This is a genomic window from Hyalangium minutum (genome assembly GCF_000737315.1).
Lineage (GTDB): Bacteria > Myxococcota > Myxococcia > Myxococcales > Myxococcaceae > Hyalangium > Hyalangium minutum.
In genome coordinates this window covers 214,439-239,613 of record NZ_JMCB01000001.1, presented here as the reverse complement: position 1 = coordinate 239,613, position 25,175 = coordinate 214,439, and the positions used below count along the sequence as shown (strand labels likewise).

At 68.7% G+C, this 25,175-nt stretch carries 20 protein-coding genes; 11 read left to right on the top strand and 9 right to left on the bottom strand.

Going from position 1 to position 25,175, the window contains the following annotated elements; all coding sequences use genetic code 11:
* Positions 1 to 5: 5 nt before the first annotated feature.
* Positions 6 to 650 carry an ABC transporter ATP-binding protein gene (locus tag DB31_RS00840; protein WP_044182036.1) on the bottom strand — a complete coding sequence of 215 codons (645 nt, stop codon included), beginning with the start codon at positions 648 to 650 and terminating at the stop codon, positions 6 to 8.
* A 65-nt stretch (positions 651 to 715) separates the two neighbouring features.
* The gene (locus DB31_RS00835) at positions 716 to 1,927 is read right to left on the bottom strand and encodes a TolC family protein (protein ID WP_240486457.1); all 1,212 of its coding nucleotides are present in this window, start codon (positions 1,925 to 1,927) and stop codon (positions 716 to 718) included.
* Positions 1,928 to 2,183: 256 nt separating this feature from the next.
* Here DB31_RS00835 and DB31_RS00830 point away from each other — a divergent pair, with 256 nt between their 5' ends.
* From DB31_RS00830 to DB31_RS00820, 3 genes are all read left to right on the top strand, one after another.
* Positions 2,184 to 3,122, top strand: coding sequence for an acyl-CoA dehydrogenase family protein (locus tag DB31_RS00830; RefSeq protein ID WP_044180707.1), 939 nt, complete (start codon positions 2,184 to 2,186; stop codon positions 3,120 to 3,122).
* A 584-nt stretch (positions 3,123 to 3,706) separates the two neighbouring features.
* Complete coding sequence (locus DB31_RS46175) at positions 3,707 to 4,330, top strand: hypothetical protein (RefSeq protein WP_205628444.1); 624 nt, start codon at positions 3,707 to 3,709, stop codon at positions 4,328 to 4,330.
* Complete coding sequence (locus tag DB31_RS00820; protein WP_052419611.1) at positions 4,327 to 5,253, top strand: DUF3396 domain-containing protein; 927 nt, start codon at positions 4,327 to 4,329, stop codon at positions 5,251 to 5,253. Before DB31_RS46175 ends, DB31_RS00820 begins: the two co-directional genes overlap by 4 nt.
* A 115-nt stretch (positions 5,254 to 5,368) precedes the next feature.
* Here DB31_RS00820 and DB31_RS00815 read toward each other — a convergent pair whose 3' ends face one another.
* Positions 5,369 to 6,085 carry a hypothetical protein gene (locus tag DB31_RS00815; RefSeq protein ID WP_044180702.1) on the bottom strand — a complete coding sequence of 239 codons (717 nt, stop codon included), beginning with the start codon at positions 6,083 to 6,085 and terminating at the stop codon, positions 5,369 to 5,371.
* A 59-nt stretch (positions 6,086 to 6,144) separates the two neighbouring features.
* Between DB31_RS00815 and DB31_RS00810 the strand changes: the two genes are divergently transcribed.
* From DB31_RS00810 to uvrA, 5 genes are all read left to right on the top strand, one after another.
* A complete protein-coding gene (locus DB31_RS00810; protein WP_044180699.1) occupies positions 6,145 to 6,963 on the top strand; it encodes a hypothetical protein in 819 nt (272 codons plus the stop codon).
* Positions 6,964 to 6,974: 11 nt separating this feature from the next.
* On the top strand, positions 6,975 to 8,285 hold the full coding sequence (locus DB31_RS00805; RefSeq protein ID WP_044180696.1) for a M18 family aminopeptidase: 1,311 nt from the start codon (positions 6,975 to 6,977) through the stop codon (positions 8,283 to 8,285).
* 142 nt (positions 8,286 to 8,427) lie between these two features.
* On the top strand, positions 8,428 to 8,823 hold the full coding sequence (locus DB31_RS00800) for a hypothetical protein (RefSeq protein WP_044180693.1): 396 nt from the start codon (positions 8,428 to 8,430) through the stop codon (positions 8,821 to 8,823).
* Between the two features lie 58 nt (positions 8,824 to 8,881).
* On the top strand, positions 8,882 to 11,950 hold the full coding sequence (locus tag DB31_RS00795; RefSeq protein WP_240486456.1) for a TonB-dependent receptor domain-containing protein: 3,069 nt from the start codon (positions 8,882 to 8,884) through the stop codon (positions 11,948 to 11,950).
* A 174-nt stretch (positions 11,951 to 12,124) separates the two neighbouring features.
* Positions 12,125 to 17,422 carry an excinuclease ABC subunit UvrA gene (uvrA, locus tag DB31_RS00790; RefSeq protein ID WP_044180688.1) on the top strand — a complete coding sequence of 1,766 codons (5,298 nt, stop codon included), beginning with the start codon at positions 12,125 to 12,127 and terminating at the stop codon, positions 17,420 to 17,422.
* Between the two features lie 18 nt (positions 17,423 to 17,440).
* Here uvrA and DB31_RS00785 read toward each other — a convergent pair whose 3' ends face one another.
* The 3 genes from DB31_RS00785 to DB31_RS00775 are packed head-to-tail and all read right to left on the bottom strand — an operon-like array spanning position 17,441 to position 19,121.
* Complete coding sequence (locus DB31_RS00785) at positions 17,441 to 17,968, bottom strand: hypothetical protein (RefSeq protein WP_240486455.1); 528 nt, start codon at positions 17,966 to 17,968, stop codon at positions 17,441 to 17,443.
* Positions 17,968 to 18,516 (bottom strand): anti-sigma factor family protein, encoded by a 549-nt coding sequence (locus tag DB31_RS00780; protein WP_044180682.1) that lies wholly within the window; start codon positions 18,514 to 18,516, stop codon positions 17,968 to 17,970. Before DB31_RS00780 ends, DB31_RS00785 begins: the two co-directional genes overlap by 1 nt.
* Positions 18,513 to 19,121: an RNA polymerase sigma factor gene (locus tag DB31_RS00775; protein WP_044182030.1), complete on the bottom strand. Its 609-nt coding sequence runs from the start codon at positions 19,119 to 19,121 to the stop codon at positions 18,513 to 18,515. Before DB31_RS00775 ends, DB31_RS00780 begins: the two co-directional genes overlap by 4 nt.
* A gap of 186 nt (positions 19,122 to 19,307) precedes the next feature.
* Here DB31_RS00775 and DB31_RS00770 point away from each other — a divergent pair, with 186 nt between their 5' ends.
* On the top strand, positions 19,308 to 19,892 hold the full coding sequence (locus tag DB31_RS00770; RefSeq protein ID WP_044182028.1) for a TIGR02265 family protein: 585 nt from the start codon (positions 19,308 to 19,310) through the stop codon (positions 19,890 to 19,892).
* On the opposite strand, the gene DB31_RS00765 is transcribed toward DB31_RS00770, so the two are convergent.
* On the bottom strand, positions 19,889 to 20,374 hold the full coding sequence (locus tag DB31_RS00765) for a peroxiredoxin (protein ID WP_044180680.1): 486 nt from the start codon (positions 20,372 to 20,374) through the stop codon (positions 19,889 to 19,891). The two genes, DB31_RS00770 and DB31_RS00765, sit on opposite strands and share 4 nt — an antisense overlap.
* 164 nt (positions 20,375 to 20,538) lie before the next feature.
* Between DB31_RS00765 and DB31_RS00760 the strand changes: the two genes are divergently transcribed.
* On the top strand, positions 20,539 to 21,645 hold the full coding sequence (locus DB31_RS00760) for a YcaO-like family protein (RefSeq protein WP_044180677.1): 1,107 nt from the start codon (positions 20,539 to 20,541) through the stop codon (positions 21,643 to 21,645).
* Positions 21,642 to 22,814: a TfuA-like protein gene (locus tag DB31_RS00755; protein ID WP_044180674.1), complete on the top strand. Its 1,173-nt coding sequence runs from the start codon at positions 21,642 to 21,644 to the stop codon at positions 22,812 to 22,814. The genes DB31_RS00760 and DB31_RS00755 overlap by 4 nt, the downstream gene beginning before the upstream one ends.
* A gap of 10 nt (positions 22,815 to 22,824) precedes the next feature.
* On the opposite strand, the gene DB31_RS00750 is transcribed toward DB31_RS00755, so the two are convergent.
* Positions 22,825 to 23,949, bottom strand: a complete 1,125-nt coding sequence (locus DB31_RS00750) for an SO2930 family diheme c-type cytochrome (protein WP_205628443.1) — start codon at positions 23,947 to 23,949, stop codon at positions 22,825 to 22,827.
* On the bottom strand, positions 23,949 to 25,172 hold the full coding sequence (locus DB31_RS00745; RefSeq protein WP_044180673.1) for a parallel beta-helix domain-containing protein: 1,224 nt from the start codon (positions 25,170 to 25,172) through the stop codon (positions 23,949 to 23,951). The genes DB31_RS00750 and DB31_RS00745 overlap by 1 nt, the downstream gene beginning before the upstream one ends.
* Between the last annotated feature and the right edge of the window lie 3 nt (positions 25,173 to 25,175).

The following is a 25,175-nucleotide window of genomic DNA, read 5'->3' as shown; positions in this document are numbered from 1 at the left end:
CCCGTTCAGTCTTTCTTCCGGTCATCCCGCTCGATCACGCCGTCCTTGAGAAAGAGGACGCGCTTGGCGTGCTCGGCAATGTCGGATTCATGGGTAACGAGCATCAAGGTCTGTCCCTGGGCATGGAGTTCACCGAAGAGCGCCATGATCTCCTCGCCGGTCTTGCTGTCGAGCGCTCCGGTGGGCTCGTCCGCCAGCAGCAGTGCGGGCTGGGTGACGAGGGCCCGGGCAATGGCCACGCGCTGGCGCTGGCCGCCGGACATCTCGTTGGGGCGGTGGTCCTTGCGCGCCCCGAGGCCCACCTTGTCGAGCAGCACGGCGGCCCGCTCGCGGCGGATGCTCTTCCTCACGCCCGCGTAGACGAGCGGCAGCGCCACATTGTCCAGCGCGGAGGCGCGGGGCAGCAGGTTGAAGCTCTGGAAGACGAAGCCGATCTCGCGGTTGCGTATCCGGGCCAGCGCCTCCTCGCTCAGTCCCGCCACGGGCTGGCCGTTGAGCCAGTACTGGCCGCCGCTCGGGATATCCAGGCAGCCAATGAGGTTCATGAAAGTGGACTTGCCGGAGCCGGAGGGGCCCATGACGGCGACGTACTCGTTGCGGCGGATCTCCAGGTTGACTCCGCGCAGGGCGTGCACTTCCTCCGAGCCCATCTTGTACGTCTTCGTCAGGCTCTCGACGCGGATGACCACGTCCAGGACCGAGCGCTCGCCGGCGTTCACAGCTTCCTCCCGAGAACGGACTCCAGCTCGGAGCGGGACAGCAGGTAGTCGAAGCGCAGGCTCACGAGGTTGTTCTGGGCCTCGACGAGGGCGGCCTGGGAGGTGAGCAGCTCGAGGATGGTGGTGGCACCCAGGCGATAGCGCTCCTGTTGGACGCGCAGATCCTCCTGGGCGACCTCCACGGCCTGCCGGGCCATGGTGACGCGCTTCTCCGAGAGAGCGAGTTGGCTCATCACCCGCTCGGCCTCGGAGCGGACGGCGCGGCGGGTGTCCAGGAGCTGGGCCTGGCTGACTTCGGCCGCAGTGGTCGCGCGGATCATCCCCCCCTCGCGCTGGAAGCCGTCGAAGATGGGATAGGAGACCCCGAGCCGGACGGACCAGCTCGTCCGGCCTCCCGCGAAGCCGAAGTCCTGGTTGAACCAGTCATAGCCGGCGGAGAGGCGGACGGTGGGGTAGTACTGCGAGCGCGCCGTGCCGATACCTGCATCGGCCGAGAGCACGGCGGCCTCCGCGGACTTCACCGAAGGCGCCTGGGCGACGAGGCTGGAGATGATGTCCTCGCGCGAGGACTGGATCGGCGTGGGCTCCAGAGGACCGGAGGGAGCCGGGTCCACGGGGCCATCGGTGCCGACGAGCCGCCCCAGGGTGAGGCCTGACGTCAGGCGCTGGTTCTCCAACTGGAGCAGGGACTCCTGGGCGGTGTTGAGCTCAAGCTGGGAGCGGAGCACATCCGAGCGCGTGGCCGAGCCCACGGCCAAGCGGCGCTCGGCGGCCTCGACGCCCTCGCGAGCGCGCTCGATGCGGGCCTTGGCCACGGTCATGAGCTCCTCGGCGCGCAGGGCCTCGAAGAAGGAGCGCGCGACGGAGAGCTCCACGGTGAAGCGCTGGCCCACGAGCTGGGCCTCGGCGGACTGGGACTCGGCCTGGGCGCGCATGCGCTCATTTTTCCGGCGGAACCCGGTGAACACGTCCCACGAGGCCGAGAGGCCCGCACTGTAGGAATCGGCGGAGCCGGTGACGGGGGTGCCCGTGGTGGGGTTGAGGCGCTCGGTGCTGGACAGCGAGCTGCTGGCGTTGGCGGACAGGCTGGGCAGGTAGGCCCCGAAGGCGCTTCGCTCGGAGGCTGCGGCGTTGCGGATGGTGCCCTGAGCTTGGACGATCTGGGGGCTGGCTTTGAGCGCCCGGTCCATCGCCTCTTCGAGTGTCATGCTCACCCACGACGACTCCTCCTGGGCGGCACTGAGACTCGGGGTGAGGGTCAGGGCGAGGAGCCCCACCATCAGAGCGGTCGGGGCGCTGCGAGGAGGTTTGCCGGGGGAGGTGGGCATCTTGCTGGGCGAGCGTGCAGGTCTGGAAGGAGAACCCCCGGACCGGTCGATGGTTAAAACCCGTCGTACATCTCAACAGAGTCCCCATGGGGAGGTTTGGGGACAAGAAGTATTTCCCATGACTTAGAGTGGGGAGGTGGACGAAATCCTCCGATTCCTCCTCACGACGCCTCCCCAACCAGGCACGCTTGGCTCCCTGGAAGAATGGTGGCGGCAGCACCTTGAGCTGGCCTCCCGGTTCCAGTCGCCCGTGGACCTCGCGCTGGCGGGAGGGTTCCGGGCGGACCGGCTGGGGTTCGCGTTCGCCTCCGGGTATCACGCGGCGTTGCGCTCGCTCTTCACGGGGATGCCCAAGGACCACCGTGCCGCGCTCTGTGCGACCGAGGCCGGGAGCGCCCATCCCAGTGCCATCCAGACCCGGCTCATCGGAGGCGACGGCGGCGGGCCGCTGCGGCTCTCGGGCTCGAAAGGGTTCGTTACGTTGGGCACGGCGGCGGACACACTGTTCGTCGTGGCCACTGAGGGACTGGATGAGCAGGGGCGGAACCGGCTCCGGGTGGTGATGATCGACGCCCACCGCGAGGGCGTGCACCTCAACGTGCTCCCCGAGACGCCATTCGTCCCGGAGGTTCCCCACGCGGAGCTGCAGCTGACCGATGTGAAGGTGTCTCCGGACGAGGTGCTGCCCGGGGACGGCTATACGAGGTACCTCAAGCCGTTCCGGACGGTGGAGGACTGCCACGTGCACGCGGCGCTGCTGGGCTGGTTGCTGCAGGTGGGGCGGCGCTCGGGCTGGCCCGAGCGGGTGCAGGACGAGGTGCTCGCGGTGGCGGTGATGATTCGAGGGCTCGCGCTGGCGGACCCCTCGTCCCCGGCGGTGCACGTGGCGCTGGGGGGAGCGCTGGACCTGTGCCAGCGGCTCGTGAAGTCACTGGAGGAGTGGTGGCCTCAGGTGGACGCACCCACGCGCGAGCGGTGGGCGCGGGACAAGGCCCTGCTTGGAGTTGCGGGCAAGGCCCGGGCGAAGCGCCGCGAGGCGGCCCGTCAGCGGCTGGAGGGCGGCACCAATGAGTAAAAGTGGAGGCGGCAGGAATCGAACCCGCAGCTTGGAATTGGTCGAGTAAACCCGGGCGCTGACTGGCCCCGGGCTCCCCACGGATCCGGACGTGCAGAATTCCCGCATCTGGCTCTTCATGCCATGGATTTGCTACGCGGGTTGGGTCATCAGCTTCGGCTACGGGGTGGGCCTCGTCCTGATGATTGTCTCCAGGCGGAGGCGCCGACGAAGACGGGGAAGGTGGGCTACGTGGCCATCAGCCCCAAGTACGTGGACGCGCAGAAGGGGGATCCTTGCTCCCTTGGTTGAATCGGGGGAGCAGTGCTCACTTCGGTAGAATCGCGAGAACCTTGGGAACGGAGCCCTCCATGAAGCGAGGAGATTCATCCGGGTGGGCGGTGTGGAGGGCACTCAGCGCGGTCCTCTTCTTCACGGCCTGTGGCACGGCCAGCTACGGCGTCCCCCGCCAGTATGCCCAAGTCCCGGACACCGTTTCGAATACCTGCGTCAGGAACCCGGCCAACTGCCCACCCACGCCAGGACTCCGGGTGGTCCCCAATCCTCCCCCGGGGCCACCTCCTCTACCCGCGACAAGCGTACCTGTGCTCGCCGCCAGTGTGGTGGGCGCTGCTGTCATCCAAGTCGGCCACTCCCTGAACGCTGGGCTGCAGGCCCGCCTTGACGAAGCCCTTGCCGAGTGTGCGGATGCGGCACGCTCCGAGGTGATGCTCAAGCACTTCGGGCGTTCCCCCACACGCGAGGAGTGCAACGAGGTCGTCGGTACAGATAGCCAGGGGCAGCCCATCACGCGAGCGATGCAATTGGGTGTGGAGCAACACACCGTCGCCCTTCAGTGTGCCGAGAAGAAGCTCCAGGAACTGAAGCCGGGCGGCTTCAGCATCCAGCCCCGCTACCGAGTCGACCCGGAGACCGGCAAGGCCGAGTACCTCCCTCGCGAGGCGGTGGAGACGTTGCTGAGACAGGGACGCAGCGCGGAGCTTCGCGGAACCATCGAGCCCGACATCGTCATCCATGAAGGGCAGCCCCACCGGGTCCAGGACGGCTACGACTACAAGTTCCCTTGTGCGAACACCTCTAGGACGTTGGACTGGAGAAAGTACCCAGCAGGAAGTCCACATGGAGGGAAAACTCAGGGAGAGGTGTACCGGAAAGCCCTGGGCGGGCAGCCTGCGCGTGTTCAACCTCACCTGGGAGTCGCACGATGAGCGAGCGCTACCCGCGGATACGTGTCCGGGCCAAAAATGGCTTCGAGTTGGTCCGCGAGGGGCTGAGCATCAGCTTCTACATGCGTCATTCACACCTGCAGATCGTCGAGAACGTCCTCCGTTCTCTGGAGGTGTACCTGCGTGCCGTTGGGCCGCAGGCGCTGGGTTGGTACATGGATGATGAGGGAGAGCCGCAGCCGCTCGACGAACGGGGCTGGGAAATCACTCGGCGAGAGCTAGGTGAGAGTCAGTCTCCCATGATCCGGTTGAGGGACGGCTCCGATACCGAGAGCCGGTATCGCTTCGACTACTGGGGCAAAAAGAACCTTGAAGCGCTCCATGAGGGGCACAGACCGGGCCCGGTGTGTGCGGCAACTTTCTGGCTGCCCACGGAGTTCCTGGAGGAGCATGGCCCAGGGCGAGTGCGAGAGCTGGCCATGGGACTGGCTGCTCCTCTCCCCCTCTGCTCCGGGCACGGGGGCCTGTCCTTCAATGCCGAGTACGCGCTGGTGGGAGTCCGGCGCGAAGTGGCCCGTTACTGGCTTCGCTATCCGGGCATCGACGTCTACGACTCGCCCGAGTCCCTCTCCTGGGAGGTCGGAACCGGCGTGAGAGGTCCGCACTGGCTCACGTTCCTGGGCCAGCCCGTGCTGGGACAGCTTGGAGGCGCTGCGGGGCTGCGCGCACGGCTCCACGGCCTCGGCACCACGGTCCAGGAGATGGAAGGGGACAAGGTGCTCGTCACCCTGGGCGCATGGCCCGAGGCCGGCGACATTGAGCGAGGCGACACGCTCCCAGCCTACCGCGAGCTGGCTCAAGTCCTGGAGCCGTGGCTCTTCCGCGATCCCAGAGGAAGGATGCTCGGCCAGTCCGAGGAGGACACCCAGCGCTGGGAGCGCCGCTTTCTCGACCTACTGCCGTAGCCATGCCGAGAAACACCCCCTCAGATACATCTCCTGGGTGCCCATCGACCAATATGTGTGGGAACCACTCGGGATCTTCCATCCCGAGATGTTGCCGCCCACGAGCCGCTGTTAGTTAGTAGCGCCCACCGCCGAGCGCGCTCACGGCGGCCGAGAGGATGCGGTTCTCCACCCCCCAGACGGCCTTGTTCATGCCCTTCACGCCCGCGCCGCGCAGGTAGTCCGTGAAGTCGTGGAGCGCGGTGGAGCGCTGCATCCGCTCCGTCTTCGCCGCGTACAGCAGCGGGGTGCCCGGCGCGCCCGTCAGGCCCAGATCCGGGCAGGCCTCGGAGAGCGCCTTCGGATCAATGCCCGTGGCCGCCGCGAGCATGCCCACCGTGAACTTGTGCACCGGCAGCTCCCGGGCGTTGGGCACCTTCTGCAGCACCTTGGCGCGATCCTCGGGGCTGGTGGCCAGCTGGTCCAGCTTCACCTGGGTGATGGCCAGCAGCTGATCATTCGACACGTGCTTGTTGTCCAGGATGGCCCGCGTGAACAGGCTCTCCATCGTGTCTCCCTTGATCTTGATGCCCGACGCGTCCGAGGCGCGCATCCGCTCGACCATCCCGGCGATCGCCTTGCCCACCGGCGTGTCCGGCCCACCGCGCCATGCGCCCGGCATCGGCTGAGCCGCTGCGGCCTTCGCCACCGGGGCCTCGAAGCTGCTGCGCTGCAGCTGGCTCACGGCGTTCGTGGCGGCCGCCTTCACGGGGGCCGCAGCAGGGCGGGTCTCCGCCGGAGCAGCCGTGGGAAGAGAAGGGAGGGCACTGGGGCGGCGGCCGATGGGATCCATGGAAGAGCTCCGGGGGAAGACGTTGGGAGCATTATCTGACAGTCTGGGTGAAAGTTGCCATGCCCATGTTCCCTTCCGATTTTGCCGACCTCCTGACCCCCAAGGGCCTCCGGATTCTCAAAGGACAAGACGAAAAAGTCTGTGGCGCACTGCTCCGAGTGCCGCCGCAGCGCTTCATCTCGTTGACGGGGGTCGTCGACGCAAAGAAGGCCGCCGCCTGCCGCGATGCGCTGGAGGAGGAACTGCTCGGCACGCTCACGCAGATGGATGATCCGATTCCCCCCGAGAGCCTGCTGGGGATGACGGAGAACTACTCGGAATTGCTGCCCAAGGCGGTGCGCGTACGGACGGCGCTGCTCGGAAGCCGCCGCTCCCGCTCGTGGCGCGCGGCCGAGCGGGTGGGGCTCACGGCCATGCTGCGCTCGGAGAGCTTCGGGGCCTTCGCCGCCGCCGTGAGTGGACGTGCGCTGCGGCGCAACTGGGGCATCCAGGCTCTGTGCTACGGGCCCGGGGACTACACCGGCCCGCACAATGATCACCACCCCGAGGACCTCGAGGCCCGCGACGGGTACGTGGACATGCACCTCACCCTGGCCACCCCGGCCGTGGCGCACCAGTGGCTCGTCTACGCCAAGGGAGGACACTTCTCGGAGATCGCCAGCGTCAACACCTTGGGCGGGATGACGGTGTACCGGCTGCCCTTCTGGCACTACACCACGCCTCTGGTGGCCAGGCCCGGCGCCCAGGACGCGGCGCGACGCTGGGTGCTTCTCGGCACGTTCTTGGATGCACCCCAGGAGCACCGCCGCAGCACCGCACTGGCGCCACCCCAACAGGGGCGGCAGGTTTCCGGTGGCCTCGGGCGGAAGGGGCGCTAGCCTGCGGGGCCATGAGCCCCATCGACACGGACGCCACGGCCAAGGACATCCTTGCGTACATCGACGCCTCGCCCACCCCGTACCATGCGGTGCGCGAGACGGCCCGCCGCCTCACCCAGCTTGGCTACCGCGCGCTGGACGAGCGGGAGCCCTGGACGCTCCAGCCCGGAGACAAGGTGTACGTCACCCGCGCGGGCACGAGCATCGCCGCGTTCCACCTGGGCACGGCGCCCGTGGATCGCGCTGGCTTCCGGCTGGTGGGCTCGCACACGGACTCGCCCAACCTGCGCCTCAAGCCCAACGCCGCTGTGTCCAAGCTGGGCTACCACCAGCTCGGCGTGGAGATTTACGGCGGGGTGCTGCTGAGCACGTGGATGGATCGAGATCTCTCCCTGGCGGGCCGAGTCATGCTGCTCTCCGGCGGCCGTCCCGAGGGCCATCTGGTGGACTTCCGCCGCCCGCTGCTGCGCGTGCCCAACCTGGCCATCCACCTCAACCGCACCGTCAACACGGATGGACTCAAGCTCAACGCGCAGGACCACATGGTCCCCGTGCTGGGCCTGGAGAAGGCGGGCCCGGCGGAGCTGCGCGCGCTCCTGGTGCAGGAACTGGCGGCGGGCAATGTCCGCGCCGAGGCAGGGGACATCCTCGGCTACGACTTGTGCCTCTATGACACGCAGCCCTCCACGCGCTCGGGGGCGAACGGCGAGTTCCTCCACGCGCCGCGCCTGGACAACCTGGCAAGCTGCTACTCGGCGCTGTCCTCGCTGCTGGCGATGGAGAAGGCGGGCGAGGCCACCTCGGGCATCGTCCTGTACGATCACGAGGAGGTGGGCAGCCGCAGCGCTCAAGGCGCCGCGGGCACCTTCCTGCGTGACTGCCTGGAGCGCCTCGTTCTGGGGCACTCGGATGGGCGCGCGGATGCGTTCCACCGTGCCATCCGCCATTCGTACATGGTGTCTGCGGACATGGCGCACGCCGTGCACCCCAACTACTCCGCGCTCCACGAGCCCAGGCATCAGCCGCTGATGGGCGGCGGCCCTGTGATCAAATCCAATGTCAACCAGTCTTATGCGACGGATGGAGAGACCTGGGCGTTCTTCGCGGCGCTGTGCCGGGAGGCGGGCGTGACGCCTCAGCACTTCGTGACACGGACGGACCTGGGCTGCGGCAGCACCATTGGCCCCATCACCGCCGCGGCGCTGGGCATCCGCACGGTGGACGTGGGGAGCCCCATGCTCTCCATGCACTCCATCCGCGAGCTGGCCGCGGCCTCGGATGTGGCGGCGATGATCGCCGTGCTCCGGCGTTTCTTCACCTGACAGGTGGCCTGAACACTCCCAGGCGCAGGGACTTCGGAGGTTGGAGTTCAATCAGGACCGATATGGACGCCCTGGGTTGACGTTCCAATCTCGTCACAGTCACAATGCGTTTGCTTCAAGACAATCCCTGGGAGGGGTCAGCGTGAGAGTTGTGGTTTGGACAGCGGGTCTGCTGGCGGTGATGGGCCTCGTCACCGGTTGTTCCAGCAAGTGCGAAGCCGTTTGCGGGGAGGCCAACGCGTGCACGGTCAGTGAGCGGGCGGTGGATGTCGACTGCCCCGAGTACTGCGCCGACGTGGAGAAGTTCAACGAGCGCGCTGTAGCAGCGGGACAACAGAGCTGCGACGCCTCTTTCCAGAAGCATCTGGATTGCTGGGAGTCGAACTCCAAGTCGATCTGTGACGCGGAATTCGCAGGCTGCGCGGAGGCGCAGACGGAGTTCGTCGACTGCATGACCGCGTACTGCGCAGCCGTCTTTGAGGCGGGGAAGTTCGATCCGAACTGCCTCAAAGGCGAGCCGCTGCTCGCGCCGTTCTAATCCCGCACACGGAAAGCCCTGATCCATGTCTCAAGACCACACCAGCAAGAGGTGCAAGGTGTCGAAGCAGTCCGCTCGGAAGAAGACAGTTTTGGCGCTGGCAGTGCTCATCTCCGGGACCGGCGGGGTCGCTGCGGCGCAAGAGGCGCCTGCTGCGGCTCCGGCGGTCCAGGAGGCCACTCCTCCGGCGCCCGCCGCGGCTCAGCCCGCCACTCCCGTCCCGCAGCCCATCGAGGCAACGCCGGAGGCCCAGCCGGCCGCGCCCGCCGCGCAGCCCCAGGCCAAGCCGGCCCCCAAGCCAGCCCTCAAGCCCGCCCCCAAGGCGCCGCCGCCTGCGGCCGAGGAGCCGCCGCCCGAGGAGTACATCGAGGAGATCGTCGTCACCGGCTCGCGCATTCCGCGCAAGGAGCTGACGACGGCGGCGCCCGTGACGGTGCTCGACAAGGCGCAGCTCGAGAAGACGGGCAAGACGTCCATCGGTGAAATCCTCCAGAGCCTCCCGGAGCAGTCCAACGCCATCAACACGCAGTACAACAACGGCGGCGACGGTGCCACGCGCGTGAACCTGCGCGGCCTGGGCACGGGCCGTACGCTGGTGCTGCTCAACGGCCGCCGCCACGTGGCCGGTGGTACGGGCGCCGATGCCACGGTGGACCTGAACTCCATCCCCACCGCGGCCATCCAGCGCATCGAGATCCTTAAAGACGGTGGCTCGGCGGTGTACGGCTCGGACGCCATCGCGGGCGTGGTGAACATCATCACCCGCAAGGACTACTCGGGCACCGAGCTGCGTGCGTTCTCCGGTTTGTCCTCGCACGGTGACGGTCTGCTGTATGACCTGAGCCTGACGACGGGCCAGAGCACCGAGCGCGGCAACATCCTGTTCACCGCGGGCTACTACACGCAGAAGGACGTGTTCGCCGGGGACCGGCAGTTCAGCAAGTACGACACGTTCTACGACTTCGCCTCGCGCCAGATTTCCACGGAGGGCAGCTCGTCCACGCCGATGGGCGTGTTCCTCACGCGTGGCGCCACGGGAGGCAACGGGGCCTGGGATGCTCTGACGGCGCGCTACCCGGACGCCAGCGTCTTCACGATCGACCGGCGGACGGGAGAGTTCCGGCCTTTCAACACCATTGGCGTGGAGGACGCGGGGGGTGACTACTTCAACTACCAGCCCGACAACTACCTGGTGACGCCGCAGGAGCGCGCGCACCTGTACACCACGGGCGGTCTGCGGCTCGGAGCGGGTACTCGCGCCTTCTACGAGGCCAGCTACACCAACCGCCAGTCGAAGCAGAAGCTCGCCTCCGAGCCGCTCTTCACCTCGACCGAGGGGCTGACCGTCTCGGCGGGCAACGTCTACAACCCGTTCGGCCGTGACTTCGTGGATGTTCGCCGCCGCCTGAATGAGTTCGGCACCCGTGACTACGCACAGGACCTGACGACCTTCCGCGTCGTCACCGGCCTGGAGGGCAAGCTGGACCAGGACTTCGGCGCGCTGCAGGACTGGCACTGGGATGTGGCCTACAACTACGGCCGTACGCAGGGCGTCACGACCAAGCAGGGCACGCTGCGGCTCAGCCGGCTGGCGGCGGCGCTCGGCCCGAGCTTCATGAACGCGTCGGGCAAGGCCGTGTGCGGCACACCCGAGGCTCCGATCGATCCGGATGCTTGCGTCCCGCTGAACCTGTTCGGCGGCGAGGGCACCATCTCCAAGGAGATGGCCGACTACCTGAGCTTCCGGGGCACCACGCGCGGCTTCACCCAGCAGACGTCGCTGTCGGCGAATTTCGCGGGCGAGCTGTTCAAGGTCACTCCGACGGCGCACTCTTCGGGTCTGGCGCTCGGTTACGAGCACCGCCGCGAGGGTGGTTCCTACATTCCGGATCCGCTGACGGCCGCGGGTGACACCACGGGCACCAAGGAGAACTCCACGGAGGGCCGCTTCTATGTGAACGAGGCCTACGCCGAGCTGTCCGTGCCCCTCTTCGGTGAGATCAACCCCGAAACGAACGAGCTGCGGGACATCGTGGAAGTGACGGGCGCCGCGCGCGTGTTCAGCTACAACACGTTCGGCTCGGACTTCACGTACAAGTTTGGCACCCGCGTGAGCCCGATCCCGGACTTCACGCTGCGCGCCACGTACTCCACGGCCTTCCGCGCGCCCTCCGTGAACGAGCTCTACCTGGGCCAGACGGACGGCTTCCCGGAGGTGGTGGACCCGTGCTCGGACCGCGAGTCGGGCACTGGGGTGGATGCGGTCTGCAACGCGCAGGCGGTTCCGGAAGACTTCTCGGATGATCGCAGCCAGCAGCGCACGCGGCTGGGCGGCAACGTCAACCTGAAGCCGGAGACCGCCGAGATCTTCACGGTGGGCGCGGTGTTCGAGCCGCGGTTCGCGAAGGATGTCACCGCCACGGTGGACTACTACCTGATCAACGTGGACAACGCGATCACCAACCTGACCGCCGACGTGATCCTCAACAGTTGCTACTCGGCGGGTGGCCCGGCTTCGTCGCAGTACTGCGAGCGCATCACTCGCGACACGGACGGCTACATCGTGGACATCTCCGACCCGCTCACCAACGTGGGTGGCGACAAGACGGGCGGCCTGGACTTCTCCATCCGCTACTCGCCGCAGACGCCGTTTGGCCGCGTGGGCGTGAGCGCGGACGCGACCTGGCTGCAGAAGTTCGACCGGACGCTGGCCAACGGAGACGTCATCAAGGCCAAGGGCAACTACGATCTGGACGGCGTATACACCAACTGGCGCGCGAACGTGGGACTGAACTGGGCCAGGGACTCGCTGGCCGCTGCGGTGAACATGCGCTTCATCAACGGCTTCAAGGAGTGCGAGTTCAACAGCTGCCAGTTCGACGAGTCGGATCCGAACGCGGTGCAGCCGATCTCCCGCATGGTGCAGGACTACTACACGTTCGACGCGAACGTGTCGTACGATCTGGAGCTGAAGAGCGGCACCGCGGGCGCGCAGTTCGGTGTGAACAACCTGTTCAACACCAAGCCGGTGCTGGTGGCCAACGGGTTCCTCGCGTCCTCGGACGCGTCGACCTACGACTACATGGGCCGCTACTTCTACCTGCGCCTGACCTACAACTACTACTAGGCCAGTCCGAGGTCTGAAGTTCCCAGGGCCGTTACGCGCGAGCGTGGCGGCCCTTTCTTTTGGGATGGGGAGGCTCCTCGACGAGGGAGTAGGCAGGCCACCGTCCGCCTGGGGATCCAACCTGATGGATAAGCTTGGCGAGAGCCAATCCAGCCGTTAAATGACGCGGCCTCCATGCATAAGACGCACCTTGTAGGCGCCCGTACCCACAACCTCCAATCGCTCTCCGTGGATCTCTCGGAAGGAGAGCTCGTCTGCATCACCGGGGTCTCCGGTGCCGGGAAATCGAGCCTTGCGCTCGACACGCTCTACGCCGAGGGCCAGCGGCGCTTCGTGGAGAGCTTCAGCCCGTACGCTCGCCAGTTCCTCGAGCGGCTGGAGCGGCCGCCCATGGACCAGCTCGAGCCGGTGGCGGCCGGCGTGGCAGTGGATCGCCGGGCCCCCGTGAAGAGCTCGCGCTCCACAGTGGCCACGCTGGCGGACGTGGAGGCCTACCTCTCCGCGCTCTTCACCCGGGAGGCCATGCCGGTATGTCCCGCCTGTGGCGTGGAGGCAGTCCGGACGGACGCGCGCGTGGCGGCAGCGGCGGCCATCTCCGAGCACCCGGACGCGCAGGTCATCCTCACGTGGCCCGTGCGCATTGCTGGCACCGCCGAGTTCCTCGATGTGCGCGCCCGGCTGCTCAAGGACGGCTACCACCGGCTCGTGGTGCAGGGCGAGGTGCGGGAGCTGGAGGCGCTGCGGCCGAGCGAGGCGACGGACTCCGCGGGCGTCGCCCAGGTGGTGGTGGATCGCGTGAAGCTGGCGCAGGGGCAGCTCTCCCGCCTTACCCAGGCGGTCGAGGACGCGTGGGCGCGCAGCGAGGGCGAGGCCATGCTGTTCCTCCCCGGTGGCGCTACGCGGCGCATCCGCCGAGGCCTCGTGTGCCCGAAGTGCGCGCGTGAGTTCGAGCCCGCACGCCCGGGGCTCTTCAGCTACCAGTCCCCCACGGGCGCGTGCGCCACGTGCCGGGGCTTCGGGCGCACCATCGGCATCGACTGGGACAAGGTCATCCCCAATCCCTCGCTCAGCCTCGCGCAGGGGGCCATCCGGCCGTGGTCCGGGAAGACCTCGGAATGGGAGCGCAACATGCTCCACCGCTACGCCAAGGCCATGGGCATCCCCCTGGACACGCCGTGGAGCTCGCTCCAGCCGGAGCAGCGGGAGATGGTGCTGGAGGGCGAGGGTGACTACCACGATGGGCGCTCGTACCCCGGCGTGCGCGCGTGGTTCCGATGGATGGAGAGCCGCACGTACAAGATGCACGTGCGCGTGCTGCTCTCGCGCTACCGGGCGTACTCGCTCTGCGAGAAGTGCCAGGGGGCTCGGCTGAACGAGCAGGCCCTGGCGTACCGCGTGGGGGGGCTGGATCTGGCGGCCTGGCACCGGCTGGAGCTGTCCGACGCGTGCGAGCGCCTGGAGTCGCTGCGCACCACCACCGGCCAGGGCGAGCTGGCGCGCAAGGAGCTGGCCAGCCGGCTCCGCTACTTGCTGCGTGTGGGGTTGGGTTACCTCACGCTGGATCGGCCCGCGCGGACGCTCTCCGGAGGCGAGGCCCAGCGCGTGTCGCTCACCGCGGCGCTCGGCACGTCGCTCACGGGGGCCCTCTTCGTCCTGGACGAGCCCACCGTGGGCCTCCACCCCAGCGACGTACGCCCGCTCACCGAGGCCATGGCCGAGCTGGCGGAGCGAGGGAACGTCACGCTCGTCATCGAGCAGGACGAGCACGTCATCCGCTCCGCCCACCGGGTCCTGGAGTTGGGGCCTGGCGCGGGCAAGCACGGCGGGAAGCTGTGCTTCGATGGTCCGCCCGAGGCCCTGGCGAAGCGGACGGACCTTCCCACGGGTCAGCTCCTGGCGGGGACGCAGGAGACGCCGCGCACGACTCGGCAGCGCACGGGGGAGCTGGTCGTGCGCAATGCCCATGAGCACAACCTCCAGGGTTTGACGGTGCGCGTTCCGCTGGGAGTGCTGTGCGCCATCACGGGGCCGAGTGGTTCGGGCAAGAGCACGCTGATGGACGAGGTGCTCTACCGGCACCTGGCGCGCGGACTGGGGGAGAAGGACATCGAGGCCCCTGGGGCGGTAGACGCGCTGGAGGGCGCCGAGACGGTGAAGTCCATCACCTTCGTGGACCAGTCGCCGCTGGGGCGCACCTCGCGAGGCAATGCCGCCACGTACACCAAGGCCTGGGATCGGCTGCGCGAGCGCTTCGCCTCGGAGCCCGAGGCCGAGGTGCGAGGCCTGACCGCCGCCCACTTCTCCTTCAACGTGGACAAGGGCCGCTGCGAGGCCTGCTCGGGCGAGGGCTACGAGACGGTGGAGATGCAGTTCCTCGCGGACGTGGCGCTGCGCTGCGCCGTCTGCCGGGGCCGGCGCTTCAAGGAGGAGGTGCTCGCCGTCCAGCACCAGGGCTTCAGCGTCGCGCAGGTGCTGGAGCTCACCGTGGACGAGGTACTGAAGCACTTCGGGGACGATACCGCGCTGAAGCGCACCCTGGGGCCCGTGGCGCGGCTCGGCCTGGGCTACCTGTCGCTCGGGCAGCCGCTCTCCACGCTCTCGGGGGGCGAGGCGCAGCGGCTGAAGTTGGCCCGGGCGCTGGCGAGTGAGGCCAAGGGCTCGCTCTTCCTGATCGACGAGCCGAGCGCGGGCCTGCATGAGCTCGATGTGCGCCATGTGCTCGCGGCGCTGCACGAGTTGGTGGGGCGGGGCGCTAGCGTCGTCGTCGTGGACCATGACCTCTCCGTCATGCGGGGCTCGGACTGGATCATCGATCTGGGACCGGGCGGTGGGCGGCATGGTGGGCGTCTGGTGGCCGAGGGCACTCCCGCCGAGTTGGCCAAGGGCTCAGGTCTCACCGCAGCGGCCCTGCGCGAGGAGAGCACCGGGGCTCGGCGCCCAGCGAAGCCTCGGAAGGCCGCCGCGGGCAGCCCGGCCATCGAGGTGGAGCATGCGCGCGAGCACAACCTCCAGGAGATCTCCTGCCGCATTCCCCTGGGGAAGATGACGGTGGTGACGGGGCCCAGCGGCTCGGGGAAGAGCTCGCTGGCGTTCGACGTCGTCTTTGCCGAGGGCCAGCGGCGCTTCCTGGAGACGCTGACGCCGTATGCGCGGCAGTTCTTGCCGACCATGCCTCGGCCGGACGTGGAGCGCATCAGCAGCATCCCGCCCACCGTGGCCCTGGAGCAGCGCACCTCGCGCGCGGGCGCTACGAGCACCGTGGCCACCGTGACGGAGGTGGCTCACTACCTGCGCCTCCTGTTCGCCAAGCTGGGCCAGCCGCACTGCCCGAACGATGACTCGCCGATTGCCTCCACCTCGCCGGATGCGCTGTACGCACAGCTCACCGAGTCGAAGGGGGACGGCACCGTGCTGGCTCCCGCGGTCCGGGCTCGCAAGGGAACGTACCTGGATCTCTTCGCGGCGGCGGCTCGCGCGGGGATCACCACGGCCATCGTGGACGGGCAGATCGCCAACACGGACAACCCGCCACGGCTGACGAAGACACGCGAGCACGACATCGACCTCGTCATGTACGAGGGCAAGCTGGCCAAGCTGCCTCGCCCTGTGTTCGATCGGGCGCTGGGCTGGGGCCAGGGCGCGCTGAAAGTGCGGAGCGCCAAGGGCGAGACGCTGCTGTCCACCGAGCGCACCTGTCCTCGCTGTGGAACCGCTGTGCCGGAGCTGGACCCACGCTGGTTCTCCTTCAATACGAAGCAGGGGCGCTGCGAGGCCTGTGAGGGCACAGGTGTCGAGGGCGGCGCCGAGGCCATCGCCGAGGGCCACACCGCTCCGTGCCGTACCTGTCAGGGCTCGCGTCTGTCTCCGGTGCCTCGCGCCGTGAGGTTGGAGAACGCGCGGTACCACGAGGTGGTGCAGAACTCCGTCACCGCCACGCTGGCGCGTGTCCAGGGCTGGAAGTTCCGTGGGGATCGGGCGCTCATCGGTGAGCCCTCGCGCCAGGAGCTTGTCCGGCGCCTGGAGTTCCTCGATCGCGTGGGGCTGGGCTACCTCTCATTGGATCGCGCCGCCGCCACGCTCTCGGGAGGCGAGATGCAGCGGCTGCGCCTCTCGGCACAGCTCGGAGCGGGGCTCACGGGGGCGCTGTACGTGCTCGACGAGCCCACCATTGGCCTGCACCCGCGCGACACCCACCGGCTGCTGTCCAACCTCCGGGCGCTCGTGGACACGGGGTCTTCCGTGCTCGTGGTGGAGCACGACACGGACACCATCCGCGCGGCGGACCACCTCATCGATCTGGGGCCCACGGGCGGACGTGGCGGTGGGCGCATCCTCGCCGAGGGCGCTCCGGAGGACGTGCTGCAACGGGAGGACTCACCGACCGCGAAGGCGCTCCGGGCCTCGCAGATTCGCCCTCCCAGCACTCGCGGAGAGCCCCAGAAGTGGCTCGAGCTGAAGGGTGCCCGCGCCAACAACCTGAAGCGCGTCGATCTCCGGCTGCCTGTCAGGAGGCTCACGGTCGTCTCCGGCGTCTCCGGTTCGGGCAAGAGCACGCTCATCCGCCAGGTGCTGTACCCGGCGCTGCGCGAGAAGCTTGGACTGGTGGGGCCGAAGCCTGGGCCGTTCGAATCGCTGCACGGCGTGGAGGCGATCTCCCGCGTGCTGGCGGTGGACCAGTCTCCCATCGGGCGCACACCGCGCTCGGTGCCGGCGACGTTCCTCGGCATCTGGGACGAGCTGCGCCGCGCCTTCGCCGCCACTCCCGAGGCCAAGATCCGGGGCTTCGGTCCGGCACGCTTCTCCTTCAACACCGCCGCTGGAGGCCGGTGCCCGGCATGCGAGGGGCAAGGGGCCATCTCCCACGAGATGGCGTTCCTCCCGGACGTGGTGACGCCGTGCGAGGTGTGCGGCGGGGCCCGCTTTGATGCGGCCACTCTCGAGGTGCGCTACCACGGGCTCACCATCGGCGAGGTGCTGCGGCTGTCCGCCGACGAGGCCAAGGAGGTCTTCCGCGCGCTGCCCAAGGTGGCCGCGCCGCTGGAGTGCCTCTCGGACCTCGGTGTGGGGTACCTGCAGTTGGGCCAGGGCTCCAACACGCTGTCCGGCGGCGAGGCCCAGCGGCTCAAGCTGGCGGCGGAGCTGACGGCGAACTCGCGCCACGAGCCGACGCTCTACGTGCTCGACGAGCCCACCACGGGACTCCACCTGGGCGACGTGGACCGGCTCATCACCTTCCTGGGGCGGCTGGTGGATCGGGGAGACACGCTGGTGGTGATCGAGCACCACCCGTCCGTCATCGCCTCCGCGGAGCACGTTGTGGAGCTGGGGCCCGAGGGAGGCGAGGAGGGCGGCCGCATCGTGGCGGAGGGAACGCCTCGGGAGCTGTGCAAGATGAAGACGGCGACCGGGCGCGTGCTCAAGGCCCTGTTCGCACAGGGCGAGGAGCGCAAGGCCCGGGCCACCGCTCGGTGACGGCCCGGTCCGAGAGGCTCAGCCCTGGTTGTCCAGTGCGCGGAACCGGTTCATCTTCTTCACCTTCTCGCGCAGCTCCCCGCGGAGCTTCTTGTTGAACCGGTTCTCGAAGCGCGCCATGAAGAGCGCCAGCTTCGCCCGCTTCTGCGGCGGCAGATCCCGGGAGAGCGACTGGTACATCTCCCGATCCAGCGCCGCCAGCTGTGCCCTGGCATCGAACGCGTGCTGCGCCGCCTGCTCCACCTGGCCCAGCGCCGCGGTGTCCCCGTCGGCCGCTCGCTCGAGGATGTCCGCCGACTCGCGGACCTGCTCGCGCAGCGGGCGGCGCCGCTCGTCGAACTTGCGCAGCGTCTCGTCCAGCTTCAGGGCCTGCTGTGAGTCCAGCTCCAGTTCCTCGGCGAGTCCCAGCACCCGCGCCAGGCGCAGCTGCTTCTCCGCCCGTTGCTCGGCCTGGGCCTGGGCCTGGGCTTGGGCATTCGGATCCGCCGCGAGCGCGGCCATCGGCAACAAGGCCAGGGTCAGCACTGCCACTCGAATCGGCTTCATCACGGCATCTCTCCCAGGTTCGGGTTCAAGAACAGCTCACTCGCGGACGGCTCCATCTCGGCGTCTTCGTCCCACTCGTCCAAGTCCTCATCGGCCAGCAGTGCGTCCAGCTCATCGCCGAGCGGATCCGCGACGGCCCACTGCTCAAACTCGGACTCGGACTCTGCCTCCTGCTGCGAGACTGCGGTCGGCAGCGCCACGGTTCCCTTGGGCTGACCCGCGCCTCGCAGCGACGGGCTCACCACCAGCAATACCGTTGCCGCCGCAGCCAGCATCGCGCCCACGGTCCGGGCCCGGAAGGCCTGGCGCACCTGCTCGCGCCGCCACGCCCCCAGCGTCCGCTGAGGCAGCGTGTCCATTCGTTGCCGCATTGCTGGCGAGGGCGCCGGCAGCGCCACGGTCGAGAGGAGGCGCGCGGTCGACTCGGCCTCACTTCGGCACGCGGTGCAAGAGGCCAGGTGCGCGCGGACGCGAGCTTCGTCCTGGGCCTCCAGCGCTCCGGTGGCATGGAGCGTCAGCAGCTCCTCGTACTCGGGGCACGCGTTCATTCGTCCGTCTCCTCTGGCGCGCCAGCCACCTCCGCCTTCAGGCGCTTCACGGCGTGGTGGAACTGCACCTTGGCATTGTTCTCGGTGATGCCGAGTGTCTCGGCGATGTCTCGAAAGGGCAGGTCCGCATCCACCCGGAGGGTGAGGACCTCGCGCTGGCGGCGGGGCAGGGCGATCACCGCAGCCTGGAGGCGCCGCTCGCGCTCCTGCTGCTCCAGCCGCTCCTGGGGGGACTCGCCCGGGTCCGCCGAGGCATCCTCCACCTCTGTCAGCAGGGCGGTGCGCCAGCGGTTCCCCTGGCGCGCATGGTTCTTCGCCAGGTTGAGCGCAATCCGCACCAGCCAGGAGCGGAAGGGGGTGGAGCTCGTCCACTTCCAGTTCAGGAAGACGCGGTGCGAGGCCTCCAACGCCCTCAAAAAGGCCTGCTGCGCCAGGTCCGCCGCGTCCTCGGGCCGGGGGACGAAGCGGCGGACCAGCGAGAGGACCAGGGTGCGATATCGCTCTACCAGCACGCCAAAGGCGGCCTCGTCCCCATCCAGGAAGGCTCGGCACAGCTCCTCATCTGTAGGGGCAGGGGCGCTTGCCACCGCCAACCGGGGGCGCATGGGGACTCCCTCTGTGTGCCAGACCTTCACATGGAATGGGAACACGGAGAGGGACAAAAGGTTACAAACCGGGTCTCCCGCCGAGCTTCGGAGGGGGCAAGCGACCAGGCTTCCCAGGCGCTCTTCGCAGCAGTTGCAGAGGGTTGCCCCGTCGCATACGTCACTGCCAAGATGCCGCTCCCCTCCATGGCCACGGCCGGTTCTCCCTCTCACTCGCGCATCAAGGGCACGGTGCTCATCTCCCGGCTGAACCTGGTGCGCCAGCAGGGGGGGCAGGCGCGTCTGGAGGAGGTGCTGAAGCGGTTGCCTCCGGCGGACCAGACGCTGCTGCGGAAGATGATCCTTCCGATCAACTGGTACCCGTTCGATCTGAACCTGCGCCTGGACGCGGCCATCGCGGACGTGCTGTCCCCCGAGGACCGCACCCGGGCCTTCATGGACATGGGCCGGGCCTCGGCGGACGAGAACCTCAAGGGCGCCCAGCACGTCTTCGTGCGCCCGGGCGAGCCGCACTTCCTGCTCAGCCAGGCGCCGCAGATCTACCGCTTCTATTACGCCGTCGGCTCGCGCACCTACGAGAAGCTCGGCCCGCGCTCGGCCATCCTGCGCACCTTCGGGGCGGAGAACGTCACCGAGACGGACTGCCTCACCATTGTCGGCTGGCACCAGCGCGCCATCGAGCTGTCCGGCGGCAGCGCCGTCCGCGTCACCCACCCCAAGTGTGTCGCCAAGGGTGCGCCTCACTGCGAGTACCTCTGTCAGTGGGACTAGCCGCGTGAGGGCCCAGTGCCCGGGGCGGCGGGGAGCGGGTGGTCCTGGAGGTAACGCAAGACGTCATCCAGGTGCCGGTAGACGCGGGCCTCGTGGCGGATGACGGCCTCCACCTTGCCGTCCGGCCCGAGGATGAAGGTGACGCGGCGATCCACGTTCAGCACGGGCCAGAGCACATCATAGGCCTTGCTGATGCGGCGCTCGTCGTCTCCGAGGAGGGCGAAGTGGATGTGCTCCCGGGCGGCGAAGGCGCACTGGGTGGCCACGGAGTCCACGGACACTCCGACCAGGTTCGCGCCCAGCGCCTCGATGCGGGCCTGGTTGTCCCGGAAAGCGCGCACTTCGAGGGTGCAGCCGATGGTGAACGCCTTGGGGAAGAAGAACAGCACCACGCGCCGCCCTCGGAGTGAGGAGAGGGAGAGGGGGCGCCCCTGGCAGTCGGTGGCGGTGAAGTCCGGCGCTGGATCTCCAACCTGAATCATCCGGCGTACTCCCTCTGTTTTCCCCCCCTATCACGCTCCATGCGGCTGGGGGCGCAAACGATGGGTGGATTGCGGGGCTCGTTTTCGAGTTAAGGTTGTGTGCCGTGCTTCCTACCAAACACGTCCTTGTCTCGCAGATTTTCCAAGAGCGGCTGGCTGAGGCCATGGAGGTCACCCGTGTGGCCAGGGTGACGGGATTGGACCGTACGGGGGTGGAGGTGGCGTGCGCCGTGAGGCCCGGCAGCCCTGGGCTCGGAGCGTGCTCGGGCCCGGGGTTGACCTTCGAGCACGCGGCTCTGAGCGCGCTTTATGAGACGGCGGTGCTCTGGGCCGCGGAGCACGTCCCCACGAGCCAGCTGGTGTGGGCCGCGCGCGCGGAGCTGGATCCGCGCAGCGGTGAGGCCTGGAGCGCCGAGGCGCTGGGCTCGGCGGGGAGGCTGGTGGAGCCCCGGCTGTGGGGGGACTCCGTGCGGTGCGCGTGGAGGCAGGCCACGGAGCTGCACTCGCGGAGGAACGTCTGGGTGCCGGCGCAGGGGGTGCATTGCCCGCCCGCGGGCGCGGTGGCGCTGGGGCCGGTGAGCGTGATGTGGACGCGCAACGGCACGGGGGCGGATCCAGATGCCCAGCGCGCGCTGTTGCAGGCGCTGCTGGAGGCGACGAAGCGGGATCAGCTCGCCCGGGCGCTGCCGGACGGGTGGACGGAGGAGGCCATGCGGCGGCGCATGCTGGGGCCCGTGGTGCTGGGGCGAGCGGCGCCTCGCACGGAGGCGCTGGCCAGGATTTTGAAGAAGCGAGGGTTTGGCGTGTACCTCTTTGATGCGACGCCCACCTCGCGGACACCGGGGGCGGTGGGGCTTCCGGTGGCCGCGGCGGTGCTGGTGGATGAAGAGGACGGGCCAGTGCCGCTCACGGTGGGGTATGCGTGCGCGCTGGGGAGGGATCAGGCGCTGCTGCGTGCGTTGCTGGAGGCCGCGTGTGCCCGGCTCTCGGCACTGCAGGGGACGCCGCAGCCGTTGTCCTCGGCGGAGCGCGGGGCGGTGCGAGGCCTCGCCCGGGTCTGTGCGTCGGTGCGCCCCAAGCGTCAAGCCGACACCATGCCGGACTTCGCCGCAGAGGAGGCCTCGCCGGTGCGGAGCGTGCGGCGGGTGATGAACCACCTGCGGAGCGCGGGCTTCACCCAGGTGGCCGCCCTCACGCTCGACGCGCCCGTGTCGGGCCTGCACGTGCGGCGCGTGGTGGTGCCGGGCATGCGCATCTCGGAGCTCTCATGAAACGCCGTCCTGAGGATCTCGTTGTCTTTCTGGGCCCCTCGCTGCCCGTGGGCGAGGCGCGCCGGTGGGTGAATTGTCATGTGCTGCCTCCGGCCCGCCGAGGGGATGTGTGGCGGGCGCTCGCGCTGCGTCCCCGCGCCATCGCTCTGATCGATGGAGTGGGCGAGGCCCTGCCGCCGGTGTGGCACCAGGAGCTGCTGGCCGCGGTGGAGGCGGGCGTGGCCGTCTTCGGGGGCGCAGGGCAGGGGGCGCTGCGCGCGGCGGAACTGGCTGCGCAGGGCATGGTAGGGGTGGGGCAGATCTTCGAGTGGTACCGGACGGGGATGCTGGTGGATGACTCGGAGGTGGCGCTGCGGCACGCCGGCGCCGAGCAGGGCTACCGGCCGCTCACCGTGCCGATGGTGAATGTCCGGCACGTGGTGACCCAGGCGCGGGCGGCGCGGGTGCTCAACGCGCGGCAGGCGCGGACGCTGGTGACGGTGGCCGAGCGCCTCTACTACGCGGAGCGCACCTGGCGCCGGATCCTGGATGCCGAGCGCCCGTCCTGGTCCGCAGCCACGTGGGGAAGCTGGGAGGGATGGTTCTCCCGGGGCGTGGAGGATCTGCAGGCGCTGGATGCCCAGGCGTGCCTCCGGGCGGCGGCGGCGTTCCTGGCGTCGGCCGCGCCGGTGAAGCCTCCCCGGGGAGGGGTGAGGACTTCGCTTCCCGCGAAGGTGAGGCGGCGCAGGTTGGAGGAGGGCGTGGCCGTGCTGGCGGGGCGGACGGTGTCCTCCTCCCAAGTGCTGGCGGTGCTGCAGCAGGAGCCGGACAGCGCGGCGCTGGCCGAGGCGGGGCTGCGGCGGGCGCTCCTGGCGGGCTGGGCGCGCTCGTTGGGGTTGGAGCCCACCGCTGAGGAAGTGAAGCAGGCCGAGGACGAGTGGTGGCGGCGCCACGGAGTGCGGCCTCCGGATCGCGAGGTCTTCCTGGGAGCGTGTGGGCTGGATGGGCCCGGCCTGAGGCGGCTGTGCGAGGAGTGGGCGCTGGAGCGGCTCGTGCTCTCACACGCGGCGAGGTTGTTGCCGGAGGGGCCCTCGCGGGAGGAGGCGTTGGCTTCCGAGGCGCGCCTCCAGGGGCGCTGGGCCCAGGCTGCACGGGGGGTGCGGTGGGCACAGCGCCGCCGCGCCCGGTGAGGCCCTCCCTTCAGCGCTCCGTCCGGGGCTCGTCGTCGCAGGAGCCCTGGAGTTGTTGGATCCACTCGCGGAGGAGCGCTACGCCCTCTCGGTGGATGAGCGAGCGCCCCAGCTCGGGCATCATCACCCCCGGATCTTGCGAGTCCATCCGGTACACCAGGATGGAGCGCTCGGGCTTGCCGGGGACGATGTCGAAGGGCAGGTCCTTGCCCGCGCCCCGGCCCGCGGCCACGGGCGCCTTGCAGCGGCCGAGCGTGTGCGGATCCTTCTCCTGCGCGGCCAGGTACAGACCCGAGCTCGCTGCGGGTCCACGTCGATCGTGGCAGTGCGCGCAGTTGGCCTCGAGATACGCACGCGCCCGCTCCTCCAGCGTCCCCGTGGTGGGCTCGTTCCACACGGCGTTGCGTGGCGCCGCCGTGGGGGCCGGAGCGCCCTTCAGGTAGCCCACGCGCGTCAGCTTCACGAGCTGGTTCTCGGGGCCCTCGTCATAGGGATAGCCCCGGTTCAGGTGCCGCGCCTGGAGGCCGATGGGCGTCATCGCCTTGTCGCGCTCATGGCAGCCCTGGCACTGGTTCACGTTGGGGATCATGTAGTGGGCGAACAGCTTCTCGCCCGAGGCGTGCGTCACCTCCACGTTGCGGCTGCTGCCCACCACCTCCAGCGTGGCCTCGGTGCCCTCTTCGTTCCACACGTAGGGCAGGGACACCCAGCCCTGCTTCGCGTGCACCAGGATGCGCGTCTCCACTGGCCGGAAGCGCTTGTCCGCGTTGCCTGCCGTCCGCCCAGGCCCCTGCGCCGCGGGCACGCGCCCGTCCACCGGGTACATGAACGTCTTCGACAGGATCGTGCCCACCGGGAAGTCGAACACGTCCGAGTCCCGGTATTGCGCCGCCTGGCCCGGAGGCACCCAGATCGTCCGGTACTTCTCCGCGTAGTCGCTGAAGAGCGGCGTGTTCACCGAATAGGGGATGACCCCCGCTTGGGGCTCGAGCGTCCAGCCCGAACCCTGGAAGAGCCCCCACGCCGACAGCTTCTCTGGATAGGGATCCTCCACGAAGGTGTGGACCTCCCCACGCCCCTTGCTGCATGCCCCCAACCCCAGGGCCAGCATGGCCACCAGCACACGACCCATCATCACTGCATGACTCCCGTCAGCTGGACCGGCGCGTAGCTCGGGTGCTGGCAGTCATGAGGGGCCAGTTCCTTGCGGATGTTCGCGAAGTCGTGCTCCACATCGGCGTTGGCGAAGTCCGCATCGCCGTTGTTCCGGAGGCAGATGCGCAGCTCATCCGGCAGCGTGCCCGCCGGGGTCCGCTTCTTCTCGTCGACAATCCCGTCATAGAGGATGTCCGGGAACGGCTTGCCCAGCTTGAGCGCCAGCAGCTTCAAGAACACGCCGTCCGGCGACTCTCCCCCGCCGGAGAACGTGTTGTCGTGGATGGAGAGGGCCTCGGGGTAGGGATCGTAGCCCTTGTCCTTGATGGGTTTCTGCGCCACGAAGTAGCTGACGATGAGCATGTTCACCGTCGGGTTGTCGCGGATCCGGTTCTGGAACACCTCCACCTGGTCGGTGGCCATGATCATCACGCCCGTGCCCCGAGGCACCTTGGCGACGATGTTCCCCTCGGGGGCGAAGTTGTCCGTGGTGTTGGCGAAGATGTCGTTGTTGAAGACGCGCGTGGCCTGGCCGCCGCGCTTGGGCAGATCCGGCAAGTCGAACACCAGGATGCCACCTGTGTTCTCCGTCGCGGTGTTCTCGTAGATGTCCGCGAACTTCGTGTTCTCACTCTCGATGCCGGCCACGTTCCGCATCGCCTTGTTGCGACGGATGATGACGTGCTCGGACTGGCCCACGTAGATGCCCGCGTCCGAGGCCCCAATGGCCACCGAGTCCTCGATCAGCACGTTCCGGCACTGCACAGGGTAGAGCCCATAGGCGCCATTGGTGGCCTTGGGACCGCCCGTCCACTCGGTCCGCACGCGCCGGATCACCAGCCCGTCCGAGCCGTTGACCTTGAGCGCGTCGCCCTTCGTGTCCTCGATGGCCAGATCCTCGATGGTGATGTTGTTGCCCTTGACCAGCAGCCCCTCGGCTCCCTGGGTCTGGCCCTTGAAGGAGAGGATCGTCTTGTCCATGCCCTTGCCGCGGAGGGTGATGCCATCCACGGTGGAGGACAGGCTCCGGTCGAGCTGGAAACGGCCTTCGGGCAGCTCGATGACCGTGCCCGGCTTGGCGCGGATCAGCTGCTCCTGGGTCTTCTTGTAGAAGTCCGCATCCGCGCGGGGGGCCTCTTCCTTCTTGCAGCCTGTGGCCAGGAGCGCGGTGGTGGCCAGGAGCGCGGTGAACAGCCGTGTCATGGA

Coding starts and splice junctions, on each gene's coding strand:
- DB31_RS00840 (WP_044182036.1), bottom strand. CDS start 650: ATGGGCTCGGAGGAAGTGCACGCCCTGCGCGGAGTCAACCTGGAGATC.
- DB31_RS00835 (WP_240486457.1), bottom strand. CDS start 1,927: ATGACACTCGAAGAGGCGATGGACCGGGCGCTCAAAGCCAGCCCCCAG.
- DB31_RS00820 (WP_052419611.1), top strand. CDS start 4,327: ATGAGCGAGCGCTACCCGCGGATACGTGTCCGGGCCAAAAATGGCTTC.
- DB31_RS00815 (WP_044180702.1), bottom strand. CDS start 6,085: ATGGATCCCATCGGCCGCCGCCCCAGTGCCCTCCCTTCTCTTCCCACG.
- DB31_RS00810 (WP_044180699.1), top strand. CDS start 6,145: ATGCCCATGTTCCCTTCCGATTTTGCCGACCTCCTGACCCCCAAGGGC.
- DB31_RS00805 (WP_044180696.1), top strand. CDS start 6,975: ATGAGCCCCATCGACACGGACGCCACGGCCAAGGACATCCTTGCGTAC.
- uvrA (WP_044180688.1), top strand. CDS start 12,125: ATGCATAAGACGCACCTTGTAGGCGCCCGTACCCACAACCTCCAATCG.
- DB31_RS00785 (WP_240486455.1), bottom strand. CDS start 17,968: ATGAAGCCGATTCGAGTGGCAGTGCTGACCCTGGCCTTGTTGCCGATG.
- DB31_RS00780 (WP_044180682.1), bottom strand. CDS start 18,516: ATGAACGCGTGCCCCGAGTACGAGGAGCTGCTGACGCTCCATGCCACC.
- DB31_RS00775 (WP_044182030.1), bottom strand. CDS start 19,121: ATGCGCCCCCGGTTGGCGGTGGCAAGCGCCCCTGCCCCTACAGATGAG.
- DB31_RS00770 (WP_044182028.1), top strand. CDS start 19,308: ATGGCCACGGCCGGTTCTCCCTCTCACTCGCGCATCAAGGGCACGGTG.
- DB31_RS00765 (WP_044180680.1), bottom strand. CDS start 20,374: ATGATTCAGGTTGGAGATCCAGCGCCGGACTTCACCGCCACCGACTGC.
- DB31_RS00760 (WP_044180677.1), top strand. CDS start 20,539: ATGGAGGTCACCCGTGTGGCCAGGGTGACGGGATTGGACCGTACGGGG.
- DB31_RS00755 (WP_044180674.1), top strand. CDS start 21,642: ATGAAACGCCGTCCTGAGGATCTCGTTGTCTTTCTGGGCCCCTCGCTG.
- DB31_RS00750 (WP_205628443.1), bottom strand. CDS start 23,949: ATGATGGGTCGTGTGCTGGTGGCCATGCTGGCCCTGGGGTTGGGGGCA.
- DB31_RS00745 (WP_044180673.1), bottom strand. CDS start 25,172: ATGACACGGCTGTTCACCGCGCTCCTGGCCACCACCGCGCTCCTGGCC.